Origin of the sequence: Paenibacillus sp. FSL P2-0121, from assembly GCF_037975345.1 — a bacterium.
Lineage (GTDB): Bacteria > Bacillota > Bacilli > Paenibacillales > Paenibacillaceae > Paenibacillus_AQ > Paenibacillus_AQ odorifer.
In genome coordinates, this window is the sequence record NZ_CP150245.1 from 6,589,723 (window position 1) to 6,607,712 (window position 17,990).

Genomic DNA, 17,990 nt, shown 5'->3' on the forward strand with positions numbered 1-17,990 from the left:
GAGAAGAATGTATCTTCTCTGTTTCGCTTAACCCTATCCTAGCCCTGAATTGTAAACTGAAGTTAAACCCATTGATTCTCTTTTATACAAACGTAGATAGGATAATCCTCAGGCATATTCCTAATAAAGAGGAGCGAACTCTTAACATTTCTACCACCTGCAAACTTGTTATATGCGTTTTTTGTCACTTAGCGGATCAAATTTAAATAAACGTTAAAAAAATGTAAAAAAGTAAAAAAGGAAGTTTGTATCCCTTTTCAACACGTGTTACAGTGATAGAAGGGCCTAATATTGGTCAGTATATCCATGCAAGACATCTAGTGGGAAAGGAGTGACGCATTTGCGGAAAGGCGTTAACTATCCATCTTCTTTCACGTCTTTAAAATGGTTCAATTTTTTTGTATACGGAACCATGGTCCTCTTCTCCAGCTTCTTTCAACTATACCTGCTGGATGTAGGGATGAACAAATTAGAGATCGGTGCCGTATTTTCTATGGGTGCGCTAGTATCCATCTTTGCAAATCCATTCTGGGCAATCTGGACTGACCGATACCAGAATATCCGGAGAATCGTTTTGCTTATGTTAATCGGAACGTTAGTGTTATCCCAGCTTATGTTTCGGGCAAATACATATGAGATGATCTACATCTCCATTCTTTTGTTCTATTTCTTCCAAGGACCGTTATTTGCTCAGAGCAATACGATGATTCTCAGCTATATTGACGGAACTAACTATCGCTTCCGTTCTTTTCGGCTTTGGGGTTCATTGGGGTGGGCACTAATTGCAATTGCCGCCGGATTGGTCCTAGATTGGGCTGGTGTATCTATCTTGTCCTATCTGTTTGCAGGCTTACTATGTGCATCAATGTTATCCATTCTTGCATTACCGAAACTTAACCATACCATTGGCATGGCTCCTATGCCGTATAGAGGCTTCAGCAAACTAATTTATAATCCCTTTTTCTTGTGTTTCATATTGTTTGGTATCCTAGTTTCCATACCGAACACCATGAACACTACATTCATGTCTTTGTATATTACGGACCTAGGCGGCTCCAAGGGAATGATTGGTCTCGCAGTATTCCTCTCCTCTATTTTGGAAGTGGGTGTATTTGTTCTCTGCGACCGATTCCTTAAACGTAAAATATCTGTTCTGCTCGGCTGGCTTGCGCTGGTTAGCGCTTTATTCGTACTACGATGGTGGTTCATGGCGGACGCGACTACAGCCCTCCAAGTAGTGCTCATTCAAATTTTACACTGCATAACATTTGGTGGTTTCTTCTATGTAGGCACTCAACTGACCATGCTTCTTATTCCAAGACCTTACCGTGCTTCAGGACAAGCGCTCTACACACTGACTTGGAGCGGTATAGCCGGTATTGTTGGAGGAGTTCTCGGAGGTTGGATGTATCAAAATCTAGGGGCACAGAGCATGTATCAAGCGGGTGTCTTCTTGACACTGTTTGGAACGCTAGGCTTTACTTTCATGTGGCTCTTTGTAAACCGTGGAGGCTACCGGCCCCCTACAGAGGATGAGGAAGAACTCTCTCACATCGAAATATTATAAGCGAAAATATAAAAAACAGGCTTAAACGTACCTAAACGGGACGTTTGAGCCTGTTTTATTATAAAGAACCTGAACGAATCAAGTGTTAGCCTTGTTTTGGAGGCTGAAATGAACTCTTCAGTGAAACGATAAGATTGAATACGAGATGCCCAGGCGCCGAATATTTGCTATCTACATTAAAATAGCCATGACGGAAGAACTGGAATTTATCCTGAGCCACACTGTCCTTAAGCGCGGGTTCCACAAAACCTTGTAAGATTTCAATGGATTTAGGATTAAGCTGATCCAAGAAGCTAGGCTCCGCTTTCTCTACCGTGGAATCCAGACCTTCAACTTCTGCAGCTTCATCTACTTCTTCAGCAGAAATCAGTGGCTCGTATAAACGGAATTCTGCAGGCACAGCTTGACTAGCTTCTACCCAGTGCAGAGTACCTTTTACCTTACGGCCTGTAAATCCACTACCACTCTTTGTTTCCGGATCATACGTACAATGCAGTTCAACAACCTCGCCATTCTCATCTTTAATGACTTCATTACATTTGATGAAATAAGCATGCTTCAGGCGTACTTCATTGCCGGGGAACAAGCGGAAATATTTATTGGGCGGATTCTCCATAAAGTCGTCGCGCTCAACATAAATCTCACGAGAGAACGGAATTTGGCGTACACCCATTTCTTCATTCTCTGTATTATTCTCCGCTTCAAGCCATTCTGTTTGGCCTTCCGGATAATTGGTGATAACAACCTTAAGCGGACGAAGTATAGCCATGGTGCGAGGCACAGTTAACTTAAGGTCTTCCCGGATAAAGTGCTCCAGCATTTGCAGGTCCACTAGACCCTGACTCTTGGAGATCCCTGCTTCGTACACGAATTTACGAATCGCTTCCGGCGTATATCCTCTGCGGCGCAGGCCGGAGATCGTTGGCATCCGCGGATCGTCCCAGCCATCCACATGTTTTTCGTCTACCAGCAGCTTCAGCTTACGTTTACTAGTCATAGTTTGAGCGAGATTCAGACGGCCGAATTCATATTGATGCGGAACTGAAGGCATCTCACATTCCGCTACGACCCAATCATAAAATGGGCGTTGATCTTCAAACTCAAGCGAACAAAGGGAGTGAGTTACTCCTTCAATGGCGTCCTCAAGTGGATGAGCGAACGTGTACATCGGATAGATGCACCATTTATCCCCTGTATTATGGTGATGCGCATGAGTAATCCGATAGATGACAGGATCACGCAGATTAATATTTGGTGATGCCATATCGATCTTGGCACGAAGAACCTTCTCACCATCTTTGAATTCCCCTGCCCGCATACGGCGGAACAGATCCAAATTCTCTTCGATACTGCGCTCACGATGTGGACTGTTCTGTCCTGGCTCTGTCAGCGTTCCCCGCAATTGGCGAATTTCATCCGCGCTGAGGTCATCTACATAAGCTTTGCCTTTAGTAATTAATAATTCGGCACGTTTGTACATTTCTTCAAAATAATCCGATGCAAAACGCAGCTCTTCCCATTCATAGCCCAGCCACTTTACATCTTCCTGAATGGAGTTCACATATTCCGTATCTTCTTTGGCAGGATTCGTGTCGTCAAATCTTAGGTTAGTCTTGCCACCGAACTCGTCCGCCAGTGTAAAGTTAATCCAAATCGCCTTGGCATGTCCGATATGTAAGTAACCGTTCGGCTCCGGCGGAAAGCGTGTGACAACTTCTTTTACTTTACCCGTACGGAGGTCTTCGGTAATAACATTTTTAATAAAATTGGAGGGGGTAGTACGGTTCTCCACAGCTATCAACCTTTCGTTCTGTAGTGTTACACTACTTCTTGTATAAACATGTTTCCTACTAATATACCCGTTAACTGTAGATTGTTCAATAAAAGGGGGCACATGGCCTGGATCAATTTTTAGCATCTTTAGACCTTTTGACTTCTCTGCGGGCGATAGAGTAGCATGATAATCATAAGAAAAAATCCATAATCATACATAAGGCCTTGTGCCGAAAAGGAGGCAACTGCTTGTTTAATTATGTCATCGACGAAGAGCTTATCTTAAAGCCACTCATGCCTGAGCATGCTAGGCACATATTCGCGTTAGTGGAGCGCTCGCGGGAACGACTTAGGCAATGGCTTCCTTGGGTTGATGCCGTTACGGAACAGGATCACACCCTTAATTTCATTAAAAATGCTATAAAACAAGGCACCGACAATGGCGCCTTCACTGCTGGACTTTGGGTCCGCGGCGAGCTCGCTGGCGTCATTGGGTATCACCAGATTGACTGGCATAACCGTTCGGTAGGGATTGGCTATTGGCTTGGTGATGGCTATGAAGGCAAAGGTTATATGACCAGTGCCTGCCGAGTTCTAGTAGACTACGCACTGCTGGAAATGGAGCTGCAGCGGGTAGAAATTCGCTGCGCGACCGCCAACGTAACTAGCCGGGCAATTCCTGAACGGCTTGGTTTTGTGCTCGAAGGTGTGATCAGACAGGCAGAAAAGCTGCCCGATGGCTACGTGAATCACGCCGTATATGGTTTATTGCGTAGTGAGTGGCAGCTGCTCGGCTAAGTTACTTAAGCAAAGCAAAGTTAAACAAACACGTAAGCAGAAATAAACCTGGCTGGCATACGCCCCCAGGTTTATTTTATTGTGCAGACCAAGATTAGATCTCTGGCATACCCAGTTGTTTTCGAAACTTGTTCCGTACTACGGCTGAGAGAGCTTCCAGCTCCACAAGCTCTGCCAGAGCAGCCTCCTCTTGCAGCCCAACCTGCATTAAATGCAGTACATGCGCCACGGAAGCATTGCTGTCTCCGTTTTCTTTTTTGACAATTGCATCGCCGGTTGAAATCATTCCTTCACGAAGTACACGTAAGTAAAATCCGCTATACCTTGTATCCAGAACTTGAGCCGGTAGATCTGAGGGTCCATGCTTTTGTGAGATTTTGAAGCAAGGGTATCGTGGTTGGCTAACCTGAAGCAAAGTGGTGCCTATTTCATATACATCGCCAATACACACCTCTGTCTCCAGTAGACCCGTTGTGGTGATATTTTCTCCAAAAGCCGAGTACTCCAGTTTCTTTCCCAGCTGCTGTTCCCAATACGGATAGTGCTCAATGGGATAGGCGCATACCGCCTTGTCAGGACCTCCATGATGTTTAAGATCTGCCTGGCCATCTCCAACAAATCCATTGGTATGTAGCTGAACTGATCCATCTACAGGCGTTTTATAAATTCCGGTCTCCAAAGGTTTTCCCCGATAATCCACCGTCACCGGCCGACCGACATTAAGCGAGACGATCTCCATATCCATTTCCTCCTGTCAGCATGCAGCTCATAAATATCTCATCCACATAACGACCGCCAAGATAAAACTCCTCCCGCAGACGTCCCTCTTCCACAAAACCGCATTTCCGATAAAAAGAAATCGCTGATTCATTACAGGATAATACACGCAGGCGAAGCTTACGAATAGCATGCGCCGCAGCGTGTTCCTTAATGGCTTCCATGAGCTGCCGGCCGATGCCTAAACGTTGATAGTTCGGATGAACAGCAATATTAACCTCGCACACATGCCGGTTGCTCTCCATTCTACTAGGGCAGCCAAACCCGACATATCCACATAGCTTGTCATCTTGCAGCGCTACGAGCTGAGAGCCCGGGGGAGCATTCAGTAAGAAATCTTCTTGTGAGCGCCACAACATAGGTCCCGGGCTAGTGTCCTCTGTCCAAATCAGATGGTCCAGATCAATCAGTTCTCGCACGTCTTTAATCTCTGATGGTCTAATAGTTAACCTTGCCTTGTTGATTTGTTTCATAAGATGTACACCCCTTGCCTTGCACCTCTATAGAATTCATATAGTTATCCTAGGGGCCGCTCTAACGAATGGCCTTTACGATTGAATAAAGCATGGATGACGAAAAATCCTACAGACAGCAGCGCCATCGCACAGGCCAGCCAGGCTGTTGGTGCCAAACCACCGCTATCATACAGTCTGCCCATGAAGTAAGGGCCAATGACTCTCCCGACTGCACCAATCCCTCCGCTTAGTCCCAAATAAAATGGTGCGCTGCGCCCCGCATGATCCGAGATAAATGATGGCATCGCTGGAGAAATCAGCATTTCTCCCAGTGTAGCAAGCACCATTCCGAGCACTAAGCCAGGATAATTAGGCATCCACAAAAGAAACGCATAGCCACCCAAATAAAACAGGGCACTTGCAGTCATTTGCGCCGTTGAGGTAGACGCGAACCAGCGCTTAATCATTGTTACCAATGGCTGAGCTGCAAAAATCAAAATACCGTTCAGTGTCCAGAGAAAACCATAAGTTTTCTTAGGCCAGCCCTCTGAAATAATGAACGGAGATACCCCTGTATTCCAGATAGAGTTACCGAGAAGCAGGAACAAAGAACCGATCCCCATATAAAGATAAATACGAGTATGCCCCATTAGCTTCCACGTGGATTGTTTCTCTGGTTCATTCTTCTGATGCCCCATTACCTCATGCGCAGGTTCTCCACCGATTTTCTTCAGATATATAAAAAAGAAACCCGCAAATACCGCCGAAGTTACACCATTCATTACAAAGCTTAGCATATAGGAAATATCGGCCAAAAAACCACTTAATGCCGTCCCCAGTGCTACACCAATATTATTGGCGACATAAATAACATTAAACAGCTCACCACGTTGCTTCGTGAAACGAAAGCCGATAAATGCCTGAATGGCAGGTAATGATAAGGAATTAAATAATCCTACCAGTCCCATTGCTACCATAAATAACGTCCAGTTGTTACTAGCTGCTGGCAAGGTGAACAGTGCCAAAGCATTCATGGCGAGCGCTCCGACAATCAGCCGGTTAACGCCTACCTTATGATAGAGTGAGCCCCCGAGTAGTTGACCCACGATCCCACCAACCGATTGAATAAGAATCACCAGTCCAGCATCTGACATGCTGCGTCCAAGCTCATCAAATACATACATCGTAACGAGCGGCCACATCAGCGCACTACCTGTTGCGTTAATTAGGCTGGCAATTAGAAATATTTTCACTTCTTTTGGATATGCCTGTAAAAACTTCATAAGTAGTGTACATCCCCTGTTATATATGTGTCATTAATTCATCCAGTATCATCCCAAAACAGGGCTATGAGCAAGCATACACATTGACGTTTTATCGTGATAAAGTACGCATGAAATCTAGAGGATAAGACGCACATATCGCATGAAATATCCCGTCTCCCTTGGGGTTCACGTCCGCAGTCCTCCCTAGTTCTAATATCTATTCTTATTTTAAAGCCGTGGCTGTCGTCCGTAAAGCAAACTAAACAAGAAGAAACTGATTCGCTTTTAGAAAGACGGGGTAATAGAGCCTAGAAACACTCCCCCTTCAAAATTCGCCGTGATCCGATTTCGTTCCCCCGAGCGCGGATAAATCACGGCGGATTTTTTTGTGTCTACATAACAAAAAGCACCCCTAAAACATTAACGCCACCAATAAGGCAGACCTTGAATGTTCTATGGAGTGCTCTATAAGACGAGCTTAAGCGTGTTTTTTGACACTGCTGCCGGACATGCTATCTACGGATTGAATAGCCGTAGGTGCTTTACGCAAGTATGCCATCCAATAGGCAGCTGCGACAAATATTGCTCCACCCGTTAGATTGCCGAGCCAGACGGGAACAAAGTTAGTGAAGTATTGCCCCCATGAATAATAACCTTCAAAAATAGCTGCTGGAATTAGGAACATGTTAGCTACAACGTGCTGGAATCCGATCGCAACAAAGGCCATCGTTGGAAACCAAATACCAAGGATTTTGCCGCTGAAGTTATCTGCTCCATAGGAGAGCCATACGGCCAGCGCAACGAGCCAGTTACAGCCGATACCCGAAACAAATGCCGGAAAGAATTCTGCATCGATTTTATGACCAGCCATATCCACCAATTTTTCTAAATACACACCCTCTGAAGTTAAACCCACCACATGACCGAAGAAATAAGCTACAAATAATGCCCCTGCCAGATTACTAATCGTTATGAGCAAAAGATTCTTCACAACTTCCCAGAAAGAAATCTTCTTAGCCATAAAAGCGAGCGGCACGGCCATCATATTCCCTGTCAGCAGTTCTCCACCTGCAAGGAGTACCATGATCAGCCCAACGGGGAAGACTGCGGCTCCGATAAAGTTAGCAATGGAACCCCATTCCTGTGGTGCGCCAGCAATGACGCGAATATCTAATAAAAACCCGAGCGCAATAAACGCTCCTCCCAAAAAGCCCAGAATAAGTACGGTACTTAGCGGATTATGAGCTTTTTTTATGCCGTTCTCTACAGTTACTTCGGCAATTTGCTGCGGTTTGCTATAAGCCATGGTTCCTATCCCCTTCATCTATTTACTTCAAATTTGTTCCTTTATGACCATTGTAGCGTGTCGTAAAACACATTAACGTGATAATTATCACTTTGAGAAAACTAAGTGAAAGTTTTCACTGACATGTCAAATTTAATGCGACCTGTGCACAAATAGAAGTTTGTGTATGACCGGCTAAGCCAGCATATCTTGTTTCGTTGGATTACATTTGAGCGTACGCAGCAGCTATCGGACTCAGTTGTCCTTATATGCAGCAAGATCTCACTGTAGCTATACCTCACTGTAGTCATACCTCACTATCGTCATACTTCACTATCGGCATTCTATCGGACTCGGATGACTCTAATCGTAGCTTTTGAGCATATTTGGCCCACACCCGGACATCGGACTCAGATAACCTTATTCGTAACTTTCGAGCACATTTGACTCGCTATCGGACCCCATAGTCGCTATTAGCACCAAAAACACACTAGTTTTACCTCGTTCTATGTAATAGCTGCACTGGAGTCCGAAATCACGCTCAAAAGGCGATTAATTGCTAATTAGCGGCTTCTGAGTCCGGAAAATTCTCAGGTGGGCGGTGACTCAGCACGATCGGACTCAGATGACCCTAATCGCAACTTTCGAGCACATTTGGCTTGCCATCGGACCCCATAGTCGCTATTAGCACGAAAAACACACTAGTTGTACCTCATTCTATGTAATAGCTGCATTGGAGTCCGAAACCACGCTCAAACGGCGATTATTTGCTATATAGCGGCTTCTGAGTCCGATAAATTCTGCGGAGGGCGGTGACTCAGCACGATCGGACTCAGTTGACCCTAATCTTAGCTTTCGAGCACATTTGACTCACTATCGGACCCCATAGTCGCTATTAGCACGAAAAACACACTAGTTGTACCTCGTTCTATGTAATAGCTGCACTGGAGTCCGAAACCACGCTCAAACGGCGATTATTTGCTAATTAGCGGCTTCTGAGTCCGGAAAATTCTCAGGTGGGCGTTGACTCCGCATGATCGGACTCAGGTGACCTTATACAGAGCTTTTGAGCAAATTTGGCTCGCTATCGGACCCTACAGTCGCTATTGGCACGAAAAACACACTAGTTGTACCTCATTCTATGTAATAGCTGCATTGGAGTCCGAAAGCACACTCAAACGGCGATTTATTGCTAATTAGCGGCTTCTGAGTCCGAAAGCTTCTGCGGAGGGCGATGATTCAGCACGATCGGACTCAGATGACCCTAATCTTAGCTTTCGAGCACATTTGACTCACTATCGGACCCCATAGTCGCTATTAGCACGAAAAACACACTAGTTGTACCTCATTCTATGTAATAGCTGCATTGGAGTCCGAAACCACGCTCAAACGGCGATTATTTGCTAATTAGCGGCTTCTGAGTCCGAAAGCTTCTGCGGGGGGCGATGACTCAGCACGATCGGACTCAGTTGACCTTATTCGTAACTTTCGAGCACATTTGACTCGCTATCGGACCCCATAGTCACTATTGGCACCAAAAACACACTAGTTTTACCTCATTCTATGTAATAGCTGCACTGGAGTCCGAAACCACGCTCAAACGGCGATTATTTGCTAATTAGCGGCTTCTGAGTCCGAAAAATTCTGAGGAGGGCGTTGACTCGGCACGATCGGACTCAGTTGACCTTATACGTAGCTTTTGAGCACATTTGGCTCGCTATCGGACCCCATAGTCGCTATTGGCACCAAAAACACACTAGTTGTAACTCGTTCTATGTAATAGCTGCACTGGAGTCCGAAACCACGCTCAAACGGCGATTTATTGCTAATTAGCGGCCTCTGAGTCCGAAAGCTTCTACGGAGGGCGATGACTCAGCACTATCGGACTCAGTTAACCCTAATCGTAACTTTCGAGCATATTTGGCTCGCTATCGGACCCTATAGTCGCTATTGGCACGAAAAACACACTAGTTGTAACTCGTTCTATGTAATAGCTGCACTGGAGTCCGAAATCACGCTCAAACGGCGATTATTTGCTATATAGCGGCTTCTGAGTCTGGAAAATTCTGAGGTGGGCGGTGACTCCGCACGATCGGACTCAGTTGACCTTATACGTAGCTTTTGAGCACATTTGATTCGCTATCGGACCCCATAGTCGCTATTGGCACGAAAAACACACTAGTTGCACCTCATTCTATGTAATAGCTGCACTGGAGTCCGAAATCACGCTCAAAAGGCGATTATTTGCTTATTAGCGGCTTCTGAGTCCGGAAAATTCTGAGGTGGGTGTTGACTCCGCATGATCGGACTCAGGTGACCTTATACAGAGCTTTTGAGCAAATTTGGCTCGCTATCGGACCCCATAGTCACTATTGGCACCAAAAACACACTAGTTTTACCTCCTTCTATGTAATAGCTGCACTGGAGTCCGAAATCACGCTCAAACGGCGATTATTTGCTATATAGCGGCTTCTGAGTCTGGAAAATTCTGAGGTGGGCGGTGACTCCGCACGATCGGACTCAGTTGACCTTATACGTAGCTTTTGAGCACATTTGGCTTGCTACCATCACCGAAGCCATTGGATTGCATCTACCCAAGCAGCTATTCAGCACCTAACAAAAAAAGCAGCGATCCTCCCGTAACAGGAGGATCGCTGCTTCTCAAGCTTTATAAGGTTGTCTTTTTCGTCGATAAATCACTCAGGAACAACGTCCCTTTTTAAACCGTTACAGCCTCTTTGCTTGGTACTGTTGTCGGCAGCGCTTGAAGACCTACTGTATTCAGGAAGTTCCAAGGTTTGTTGTAATGCGGTTGGAAGAAGAAATCGATAAAGGCAAGTTGGTCGATTGTCATTTGATTTTGAATACATACAGACACTGTGTTGATCGATTGCGTCAGATCCATCTTGGACATAATTTGAGCCCCGAGAATACGGCGTGTGGCGCGATCAAACACTACTTTTAACTGAACCTGCTCAAAGGTGGGCATAAATTCTGGACGGTAGTTATCAATAATCATGGCGGTTTCTACGTCCATTCCTTCAGCCTTAGCTCCTTCTTCAGTAAGCCCTGTTGCAGCGATATTGTCTTCATAAATCTTAATGCCCGAAGTTCCTTGTGTACCCATATAAGGAATGGTCTCTGTTACCAAGTTGCGCGCAACTAAGGTTCCCATCCGTACGGCATTGGTTGCCAGTGGGATATAGGCGTGTTTGCCTGTAGGGTTGTAATGAATCGCACAGCTGTCGCCAGCGGCATATACATCCGGGCAGCTAGTCTGCATATAGTTATTGACTACAATGGCACCATTAGGCAGCATATCGACTTGACCTTTTAAGAGTTCAGTATTAGGACGGAAACCAATGCAGAGAATGACCAGATCTGTCTCATGCTCACCTTTGCTTGTAATAACCTTTGTTACCTTACCGTCTTTGCCTGCAAAAGAGCTAACCTTCTCATTCAGTGCCAATTTAATCCCATGATCCTGAAAAGATTGTTCGATCGGTGCAGTAAATTCCTGGTCCAGATATTTACTCAGAATGCGATCTTCACCATCAATTAGTGTAACTTGCTTGCCATTCATTTGAAAAGCTTCCACCAGTTCTACGCCGATATATCCAGCGCCGACGACGGTGATTTTATTTGCTTGTTTAGCTTTTTCTATAATAGTGTTGGAATGATCATAGTTCTTGGAAAGTAAAATCCCCTCGAGTTCAAATCCTTCAAGCTTCGGCACAATCGGCCATGAACCTGTAGTCATAATCAGCTTATCGTAGGTATCAGCGAACTCGTGGCCTGTCTCCAGATTGCGTACACGCAATGTTTTGGACTTCGTATCCACTGCAGTTACTTCATGACGCATATTGGTCTTTACGCCAAGCTCTGCAAGCTTTTCTGGTGAAGAATAGAATAGCCCCTCTGGGTCTTTAACCACTCCACCTACATACAAGGCAATCCCACAGGATAAGAAGGAAATATTATCATTACGCTCATATACAGTAATCTCGGCATCCGGGTAAAGTTGAGCAGTATTCACAATTGCGGCGGTTCCGGCATGGGTACATCCAATGACAGCTACTTTCATTATTTCTTCCTCCTTCAAATGGACAATCGGGTTATATATTTGACTTGCATGACCGATCAATGATGGAATCTGATCAACAATGGGTTAGTTGTGATTTATTTCACTTTATAAACTGATTATATTGTGATATTTATCACATTACAAGTCTTTTTTACCTATATCCTCATATTGTTCACAATTTTAAGTTTTTTCCGCCACTGCTGCCGAATGCGACTCCGTTAGCTTTGCCACGTGGGAGGTACATTATGATCCGTATTTGCAGGAATCCAAAGGAAGCATAAAAAAAGGCCTCCCCTCTAATACCAACAAGGAGAAGCCTTTTATTAAAACACTTTTACACCAAACCGTGAATCTCTCCGTCCTCATCCATCCATAGTCCCTCAGCGGCTGGCTTAGCTGGCAGACCTGGCATCGTAACGATATTGCCTGTAATAACTACCGCAAAACCTGCACCAAGCGAAAGGGTAATATCTCGGACACCAATCGTAAAGCCTTCTGGTGCTCCGAGGAGTCTAGGCTGGTCGGAGAAGGAATAAGGCGTCTTCGCCAAACATACTTGAAGATCATTTAGCCCAAGCCGCTCGATAACCGCCAGACTCCGCTTAGCCGCCGGAGAAAAGTTCACTTCTGCCCCGCGGTAGATCTCACGGACAATTTTGTTGATTTTGGATGAAATGTCGAGATCCTTCTCATACAGAGGAGCAAACTGGCTCGGGCCACTATTGTCCAAGAGCTTGTTCAGTTCAGAAGCCAATTCCTGTCCACCTGCACTACCTTCCGCCCATACTTTTGAGATCGCAGCTGGCACGTTTAAATTGCGGCAGGCCTCCAATACATCATTAATCTCGCCCTCACTGTCCCCTTCAAAATGATTTATGGCAACTAAAACAGGGACTCCAAATTTACCGAGATTCTCTACATGACGTTCTAAGTTCACCAATCCCGCGCGAAGCGCCGTCCGATTCTCGGTTAGAAGCTCACCTTTAGGCACACCACCGTTATATTTTAAGGACTTAACAGTTACGACAAGAACAGCAGCAGAAGGGTTTAACCCGGCCTGTTGGCATTTGATATCCATGAATTTCTCTGCACCAAGATCCGCTCCGAAGCCTGCTTCGGTGACCACAACATCTCCCAGCTTAAGGGCATAACGAGTGCCAATAACACTGCTGCAGCCATGAGCGATATTCGCAAACGGCCCCCCGTGTACAATAACAGGCGTACCTTCCAGAGTCTGTACCAAGTTTGGCTTAACTGCTTCCTTAAGCAGCGCTGTCATCGCTTCAACGGCCCCGATTTGCTCGGCTGTTACCGGTTGTCCCTCTTGGTCATATCCAATCAGAATACGGTTTAAACGCTTCTTGAGATCAATAAGGTTATCGCATAAGCATAACACAGCCATAATCTCAGAAGCCGTTGTAATCTGAAAGCCACTTTCCCGTACCGCTCCATTTCCGTCCCCGAGCCCAGTCACAATACTGCGCAGGCTGCGGTCGTTCATATCCATGACACGTTTCCAAACGATACGCTGCGGATCCAGTCTCAGCTCATTGCCTTGGAAGATATGATTGTCAATCATTGCGGACAATAAATTATGCGCAGAAGTTACCGCATGAATGTCACCGGTAAAGTGCAAATTAATCTCATCAGCCGGAACAATCTGCGACTTCCCGCCGCCTGTTGCACCGCCCTTCATCCCTAAGCAAGGTCCAAGCGAGGGCTCACGTAAAGCAGCCACGGTCTTCACTCCTGCTGCATTCATTGCCTGCGCCAACCCGATGGTTGTTAAGGTCTTACCCTCGCCAGCAGGGGTCGGATTCACCGCAGTGACCAGAACCAGCTTGCCATCTGGCTTGTTTTTCATATCCTCCCATAAGGAAGGTGAGAGTTTGCTTTTATATTTGCCGTATAGTTCCAGATGCTGCTCGTCGATTCCTGCTTGTGCTGCTACCTCTGTAATTAACTTCATGCTTGTATAAAACCCTCCTGCCGTTATTATCCTGCTGTACTCCGCTTTTTTATGCATGTTCGCACAGTTGCTATATTCTCTTCAAAGGATACATCGTCTTTTTAAAGCGTCAAGTATAATTTATCACAATAAAAATTCAAGACAATCTCCATTAATCCTTTAAAAAAAGAAAATCCCCGCGAGCATCGGTCGAAACCGAGTCGAGGGGATACTTGGAGGATCACTCTGCAACTGACCCCATAATGGATCTACAGTAGTGACTCAATATGTTGTTTCATCGTTTCCGGCGATTCTTTGGGCTCCACACGAGCCACTACATTGCCGCTGCGATCAATTAGAAATTTCGTGAAATTCCAGCTAATGTCGCTGCTGTCCCCAGCACCAGGCTGCTGCTCCTTCAAATAATTGAAAAGCGGGCTGGCATCCGGTCCATTAACATCAACTTTGGCGAATACCGGAAAGGTAACTCCATAATTAATCTGACAGAATTCCTCAGCCTCTTCACTCGTACCTGGCTCCTGGCCCGCAAACTGGTTGCAGGGGAATCCTAATACTACAAGTCCTTGATCGCTATACTGTTCGTATAGTTTCTGAAGATCTCCATACTGTGGCGTAAGTCCGCACTTACTAGCCGTATTAGCAATCAGCAGCACCTTACCTTCATACTCCGCAAACGGCACTTCTTTACCCGAAGGTGTAACGCCGGCAAAATTGTAGATCGACATCTTTATTCCCCTTCTTTCCTTTTACTTAGACTACACTACGTATCTTACCCGAACTGTAAGGGAATGCAACTTCTGAACTCTTTTTATAGCCATAGAAAAAGCAGCCCTACAAATTTCATAGGACTGCTCTCTGCGTCTGTGTTATTTCGATACCGGAATTGCGTCATAATATTCTTCCAACGTAATATCCTTCTCATTGATATAGGCAGCAATGTCCTTACCTACATAACGGATATGCCAAGGCTCGTACTTATATCCGGTAATGTCTTGCTTACCTTCAGGATATCTGATAATAAAACCATATTCCCCTACATGCTTGGCCAACCACTCGGCTTCCTTCGTCCCACCAAAACAGCTCTCAGCGGCACACTTGCCATCACTTCCCGAGACATCAATAGCCAGCCCGGTCTGATGCTCGCTATAGCCAGGGACTGCACTGTAAGTACGGGCTTTTTCTTCCCCATCTCTCTCCACATAACGGTTATACAAAGTCGTCTGGGTTGCCTGTGAGCGGTAGGCAGAAACGCCTGCTAAATAAATTCCGTCTTCCTCTGCACCTGCGAACATCTTCTCCAAGGCTTTAGCGGCTTCGCTGCGCATCATACGCTTTTCGATTTTCTCTTTGAAGGTAAACCGGACATCAGGATAGACAAGATCCGTTGGTTTATAATTATCAGGCAAACCATACTGCTTATTTACCATCACTGTAATACTATCAGGCTCTGCAGATATAGGATCTGGAACACTACCTGCATTATCACCGCCTGATTCAGGCGGACTAGAGGGTTCTGATGGATCTGGTGTATCCGATGGATCAGCTACTGCCGGGTCTGTAATCCCCCCTCCATCACTTTCCCCCGTATCCCCAGGCTCACCTTGAAGATTATCCCCCACATTTATATTTGAACCGTTACTCTCCGAAGCAGAAGGAGACGTGTACTTTCCTATTCCCCAACCGACAGCAATAACGACAATTAACAAGATTATAATTTTAAATTTTTTTGACATCTGTAAGTTCTTCCTCCTCGAAGCCGAACATTCTATTTATCTATTAGACAGGCTTTCCTTCATAAATGTTTCACTAAGAACCTATTTTTAATATAAAAATCAATATGTTCCACGCTATAAAATAAAGGTTACCATAGGTCATTAGCTTCAGCGCTAACTACCCTATGGTAACAAGTTTCATCTATAAAACTCTACTAACTTTATCTGGAAGTGCCGCGACCGCCGCTTTTAAAGCCACCGGATCCATTGCTACGGCCACCGCGTGAAGATCCGCCGCCGCTGTTGCGGCCGCCTTTGCCAGCAGCGCCACCCTTGGCACCGGCGTATCCACCTTTGCTGCCTTTACCACCTTTGCCGCCTCTAGACGGGCCTGCACCGTAGCCGCTGCCTAAGCCGCCACGTGGAGTGCCTCCAGTGTAGGCACCGCCGTCCGCACCTCTAGCTACGTTCTCACTGTAGCCAGTGCTTGGTCCGCCCTTCCGGTTCGCACCGCGCGAACCGGCGCTAGGCGTTGCCGCGTTACCGCTGGCAGACGCTTCGCCTCGGGAGGCGAAGGCGCCATAGCCGCCGCCTACTCGCACTACGCCGGCAGCCTTGCCGCCGCCCTTAGGAGCAGCAGCGTCATAGCCGCTGCCGCCACGCTTGCCCGCCGCCGCATCGGAACGACCGCGGCGACCTTCTGCAGGCGCGCCCCAGCCGCCTGCTTCTTTACCGCGGCCACGGCCACCTTGCCGCGCTCCGCCTTCGCCGCGCGGAGCTCCTCCGCGGCCAGAGCCGCCGGTCTTCGGCCCGCGGCCCGTGCGCGCTGCTTCAGCGCCGCCGCTTTGGCGACCGCCGTGGCGTCCGCCGCCTTGCACAGGGATGAATTCGCCAACGCCGAATTCATCCTTCTCGTAACGGCGGCGATCCAGCCGCTGCGAGATGCCATGCTCGATCAAATCCAGACCCTCTTGATCACGTGGAGATACGAAAGTAATTGCAAGCCCTTTGCCTCCAGCACGGCCAGTCCGGCCGATCCGGTGAATATAGCTATCCACATCAAGCGGCATATCATAATTAAAGATGTGAGTAATACCTTCAACATCCAGACCCCGAGCTGCTACGTCTGTCGCTACAAGCAGCTGCAGCTTCGCATCACGGAATCTTTTCATCACGCCTTCACGTTTACCTTGGGACAAATCACCGTGCAGCTCGTCACATTCATAACCGGCTGCTTGCAGCGCTTCGTTCAAATTGGATACCCGTCGTTTCGTCCGGCAGAAAATAATAGCCAAGTAAGGACGATCCCGTTCAATGAGGGATTTGAGCGCTTCTTCTTTATTACGGTCCGAGCATTCCACTACTTGCTGTTTGATATTATCCAGCGGAATCGGCGAACCACTCTTAATGATGATATCCAGTGGCTCTTTCATGTAATTAGCAGCGAGACGTTTAATCGGATCAGGCATTGTCGCGGAGAACAACATAGTCTGACGACGATAAGGCACAGCCGTAATGATGGTCTCAACATCCTCCAAGAAGCCCATGTGCAGCATTTGATCGGCTTCATCCAGAACGAGCATTTTTACGCCGCTAAGATCCAGCGTCTCCCGGCGCATATGATCCAAAAGTCTGCCCGGTGTACCGATGATAAGATGTCTGCCGCCTTCCAGCTTGCGCAGTTGCTTCTCTACATCCTGACCCCCGTAAACCGCCAATATTTTGATATCCGTGTGACGCGCCAGCTTGCGTGCCTCTTCTGTAATCTGCAAAGCCAGCTCACGTGTTGGAGCCATAATCAGCGCCTGAGGGTAAGCCCGCTCCGTATGGATCTTGTCCATAATTGGCAGCAAAAAGGCCAAAGTCTTCCCTGTACCTGTCTTCGCTCTAGCTATTACGTCCAAGCCCTGCACCAATGGCGGAATGGCTTCCTGTTGCACTGGCGTAGGCTTAACAATGCCTTGACTTTGAAGCAATGTACACAGTAATTCTGAAACTCCTAAATCTTTAAATCCCGGCAAATTCTCCACCTCACTATTTTCTCGGTTTAATTTGATTACATCTCTTTCTTAACTTCCGTCTTCAAAAGCCCTGTATGAGGCAGCCTGCATAGGCTGTCCTGTTCTGGGGCATATGCTTCAGATTCAGCTATATTCAAACAAAAGCGGAAGAACACCGTCACCGGCATCCTTCCGTCCCATGTATCCCTTGACCCGTTAAAAGAGTGCGGTCAAAGTTCGGTTTCTGGGCAGCAGCGATCCACCGGACGTTAAGACGGCACTCCATTTGCGTTCCATTCCACTTT

General features: G+C 46.6%; 12 protein-coding genes. 2 read left to right on the forward strand and 10 right to left on the reverse strand.

Features of this window, described 5'->3' with window-relative positions; all coding sequences use genetic code 11:
• Nucleotides 1–331 precede the first annotated feature (331 nt).
• The gene (locus MKY54_RS29130; protein WP_305953522.1) at nucleotides 332–1,567 is read left to right on the forward strand and encodes an MFS transporter; all 1,236 of its coding nucleotides are present in this window, start codon (nucleotides 332–334) and stop codon (nucleotides 1,565–1,567) included.
• Between the two features lie 85 nt (nucleotides 1,568–1,652).
• On the opposite strand, the gene MKY54_RS29135 is transcribed toward MKY54_RS29130, so the two are convergent.
• Nucleotides 1,653–3,359, reverse strand: a complete 1,707-nt coding sequence (locus tag MKY54_RS29135; RefSeq protein ID WP_038574952.1) for a glutamine--tRNA ligase/YqeY domain fusion protein — start codon at nucleotides 3,357–3,359, stop codon at nucleotides 1,653–1,655.
• Between the two features lie 230 nt (nucleotides 3,360–3,589).
• Between MKY54_RS29135 and MKY54_RS29140 the strand changes: the two genes are divergently transcribed.
• Nucleotides 3,590–4,138, forward strand: a complete 549-nt coding sequence (locus MKY54_RS29140) for a GNAT family protein (RefSeq protein WP_036681941.1) — start codon at nucleotides 3,590–3,592, stop codon at nucleotides 4,136–4,138.
• Nucleotides 4,139–4,232: 94 nt separating this feature from the next.
• Here the strand turns inward: MKY54_RS29140 and MKY54_RS29145 are convergent, their stop codons facing one another.
• The 9 genes from MKY54_RS29145 to MKY54_RS29185 all read right to left on the reverse strand — a co-directional run bounded on the left by MKY54_RS29145 (nucleotide 4,233) and on the right by MKY54_RS29185 (nucleotide 17,706).
• Nucleotides 4,233–4,877: an MOSC domain-containing protein gene (locus MKY54_RS29145; RefSeq protein ID WP_339188794.1), complete on the reverse strand. Its 645-nt coding sequence runs from the start codon at nucleotides 4,875–4,877 to the stop codon at nucleotides 4,233–4,235.
• Complete coding sequence (locus tag MKY54_RS29150) at nucleotides 4,858–5,388, reverse strand: GNAT family N-acetyltransferase (RefSeq protein ID WP_038573668.1); 531 nt, start codon at nucleotides 5,386–5,388, stop codon at nucleotides 4,858–4,860. Before MKY54_RS29150 ends, MKY54_RS29145 begins: the two co-directional genes overlap by 20 nt.
• A gap of 44 nt (nucleotides 5,389–5,432) precedes the next feature.
• Nucleotides 5,433–6,653 carry an MFS transporter gene (locus MKY54_RS29155; RefSeq protein ID WP_339188796.1) on the reverse strand — a complete coding sequence of 407 codons (1,221 nt, stop codon included), beginning with the start codon at nucleotides 6,651–6,653 and terminating at the stop codon, nucleotides 5,433–5,435.
• A 460-nt stretch (nucleotides 6,654–7,113) separates the two neighbouring features.
• A complete protein-coding gene (locus MKY54_RS29160; protein WP_036681949.1) occupies nucleotides 7,114–7,941 on the reverse strand; it encodes a formate/nitrite transporter family protein in 828 nt (275 codons plus the stop codon).
• A gap of 2,698 nt (nucleotides 7,942–10,639) precedes the next feature.
• Nucleotides 10,640–12,004, reverse strand: coding sequence for an FAD-dependent oxidoreductase (locus tag MKY54_RS29165; RefSeq protein ID WP_076123965.1), 1,365 nt, complete (start codon nucleotides 12,002–12,004; stop codon nucleotides 10,640–10,642).
• Nucleotides 12,005–12,338: 334 nt separating this feature from the next.
• Complete coding sequence (locus tag MKY54_RS29170; RefSeq protein WP_339188800.1) at nucleotides 12,339–13,973, reverse strand: formate--tetrahydrofolate ligase; 1,635 nt, start codon at nucleotides 13,971–13,973, stop codon at nucleotides 12,339–12,341.
• Nucleotides 13,974–14,221: 248 nt separating this feature from the next.
• Complete coding sequence (locus MKY54_RS29175; protein WP_036681956.1) at nucleotides 14,222–14,698, reverse strand: glutathione peroxidase; 477 nt, start codon at nucleotides 14,696–14,698, stop codon at nucleotides 14,222–14,224.
• Between the two features lie 141 nt (nucleotides 14,699–14,839).
• Complete coding sequence (locus MKY54_RS29180; RefSeq protein WP_076123968.1) at nucleotides 14,840–15,706, reverse strand: M15 family metallopeptidase; 867 nt, start codon at nucleotides 15,704–15,706, stop codon at nucleotides 14,840–14,842.
• A 200-nt stretch (nucleotides 15,707–15,906) separates the two neighbouring features.
• On the reverse strand, nucleotides 15,907–17,706 hold the full coding sequence (locus MKY54_RS29185; RefSeq protein ID WP_081383618.1) for a DEAD/DEAH box helicase: 1,800 nt from the start codon (nucleotides 17,704–17,706) through the stop codon (nucleotides 15,907–15,909).
• Nucleotides 17,707–17,990 lie beyond the last annotated feature (284 nt).

Bases quoted from the DNA above. Each gene is read 5' to 3' on its own strand.
- MKY54_RS29145 (WP_339188794.1), bottom strand. From the start codon at position 4,877: ATGGAGATCGTCTCGCTTAATGTCGGTCGGCCGGTGACGGTGGATTAT.
- MKY54_RS29150 (WP_038573668.1), bottom strand. From the start codon at position 5,388: ATGAAACAAATCAACAAGGCAAGGTTAACTATTAGACCATCAGAGATT.
- MKY54_RS29155 (WP_339188796.1), bottom strand. From the start codon at position 6,653: ATGAAGTTTTTACAGGCATATCCAAAAGAAGTGAAAATATTTCTAATT.
- MKY54_RS29160 (WP_036681949.1), bottom strand. From the start codon at position 7,941: ATGGCTTATAGCAAACCGCAGCAAATTGCCGAAGTAACTGTAGAGAAC.
- MKY54_RS29165 (WP_076123965.1), bottom strand. From the start codon at position 12,004: ATGAAAGTAGCTGTCATTGGATGTACCCATGCCGGAACCGCCGCAATT.
- MKY54_RS29170 (WP_339188800.1), bottom strand. From the start codon at position 13,973: ATGAAGTTAATTACAGAGGTAGCAGCACAAGCAGGAATCGACGAGCAG.
- MKY54_RS29175 (WP_036681956.1), bottom strand. From the start codon at position 14,698: ATGTCGATCTACAATTTTGCCGGCGTTACACCTTCGGGTAAAGAAGTG.
- MKY54_RS29180 (WP_076123968.1), bottom strand. From the start codon at position 15,706: ATGTCAAAAAAATTTAAAATTATAATCTTGTTAATTGTCGTTATTGCT.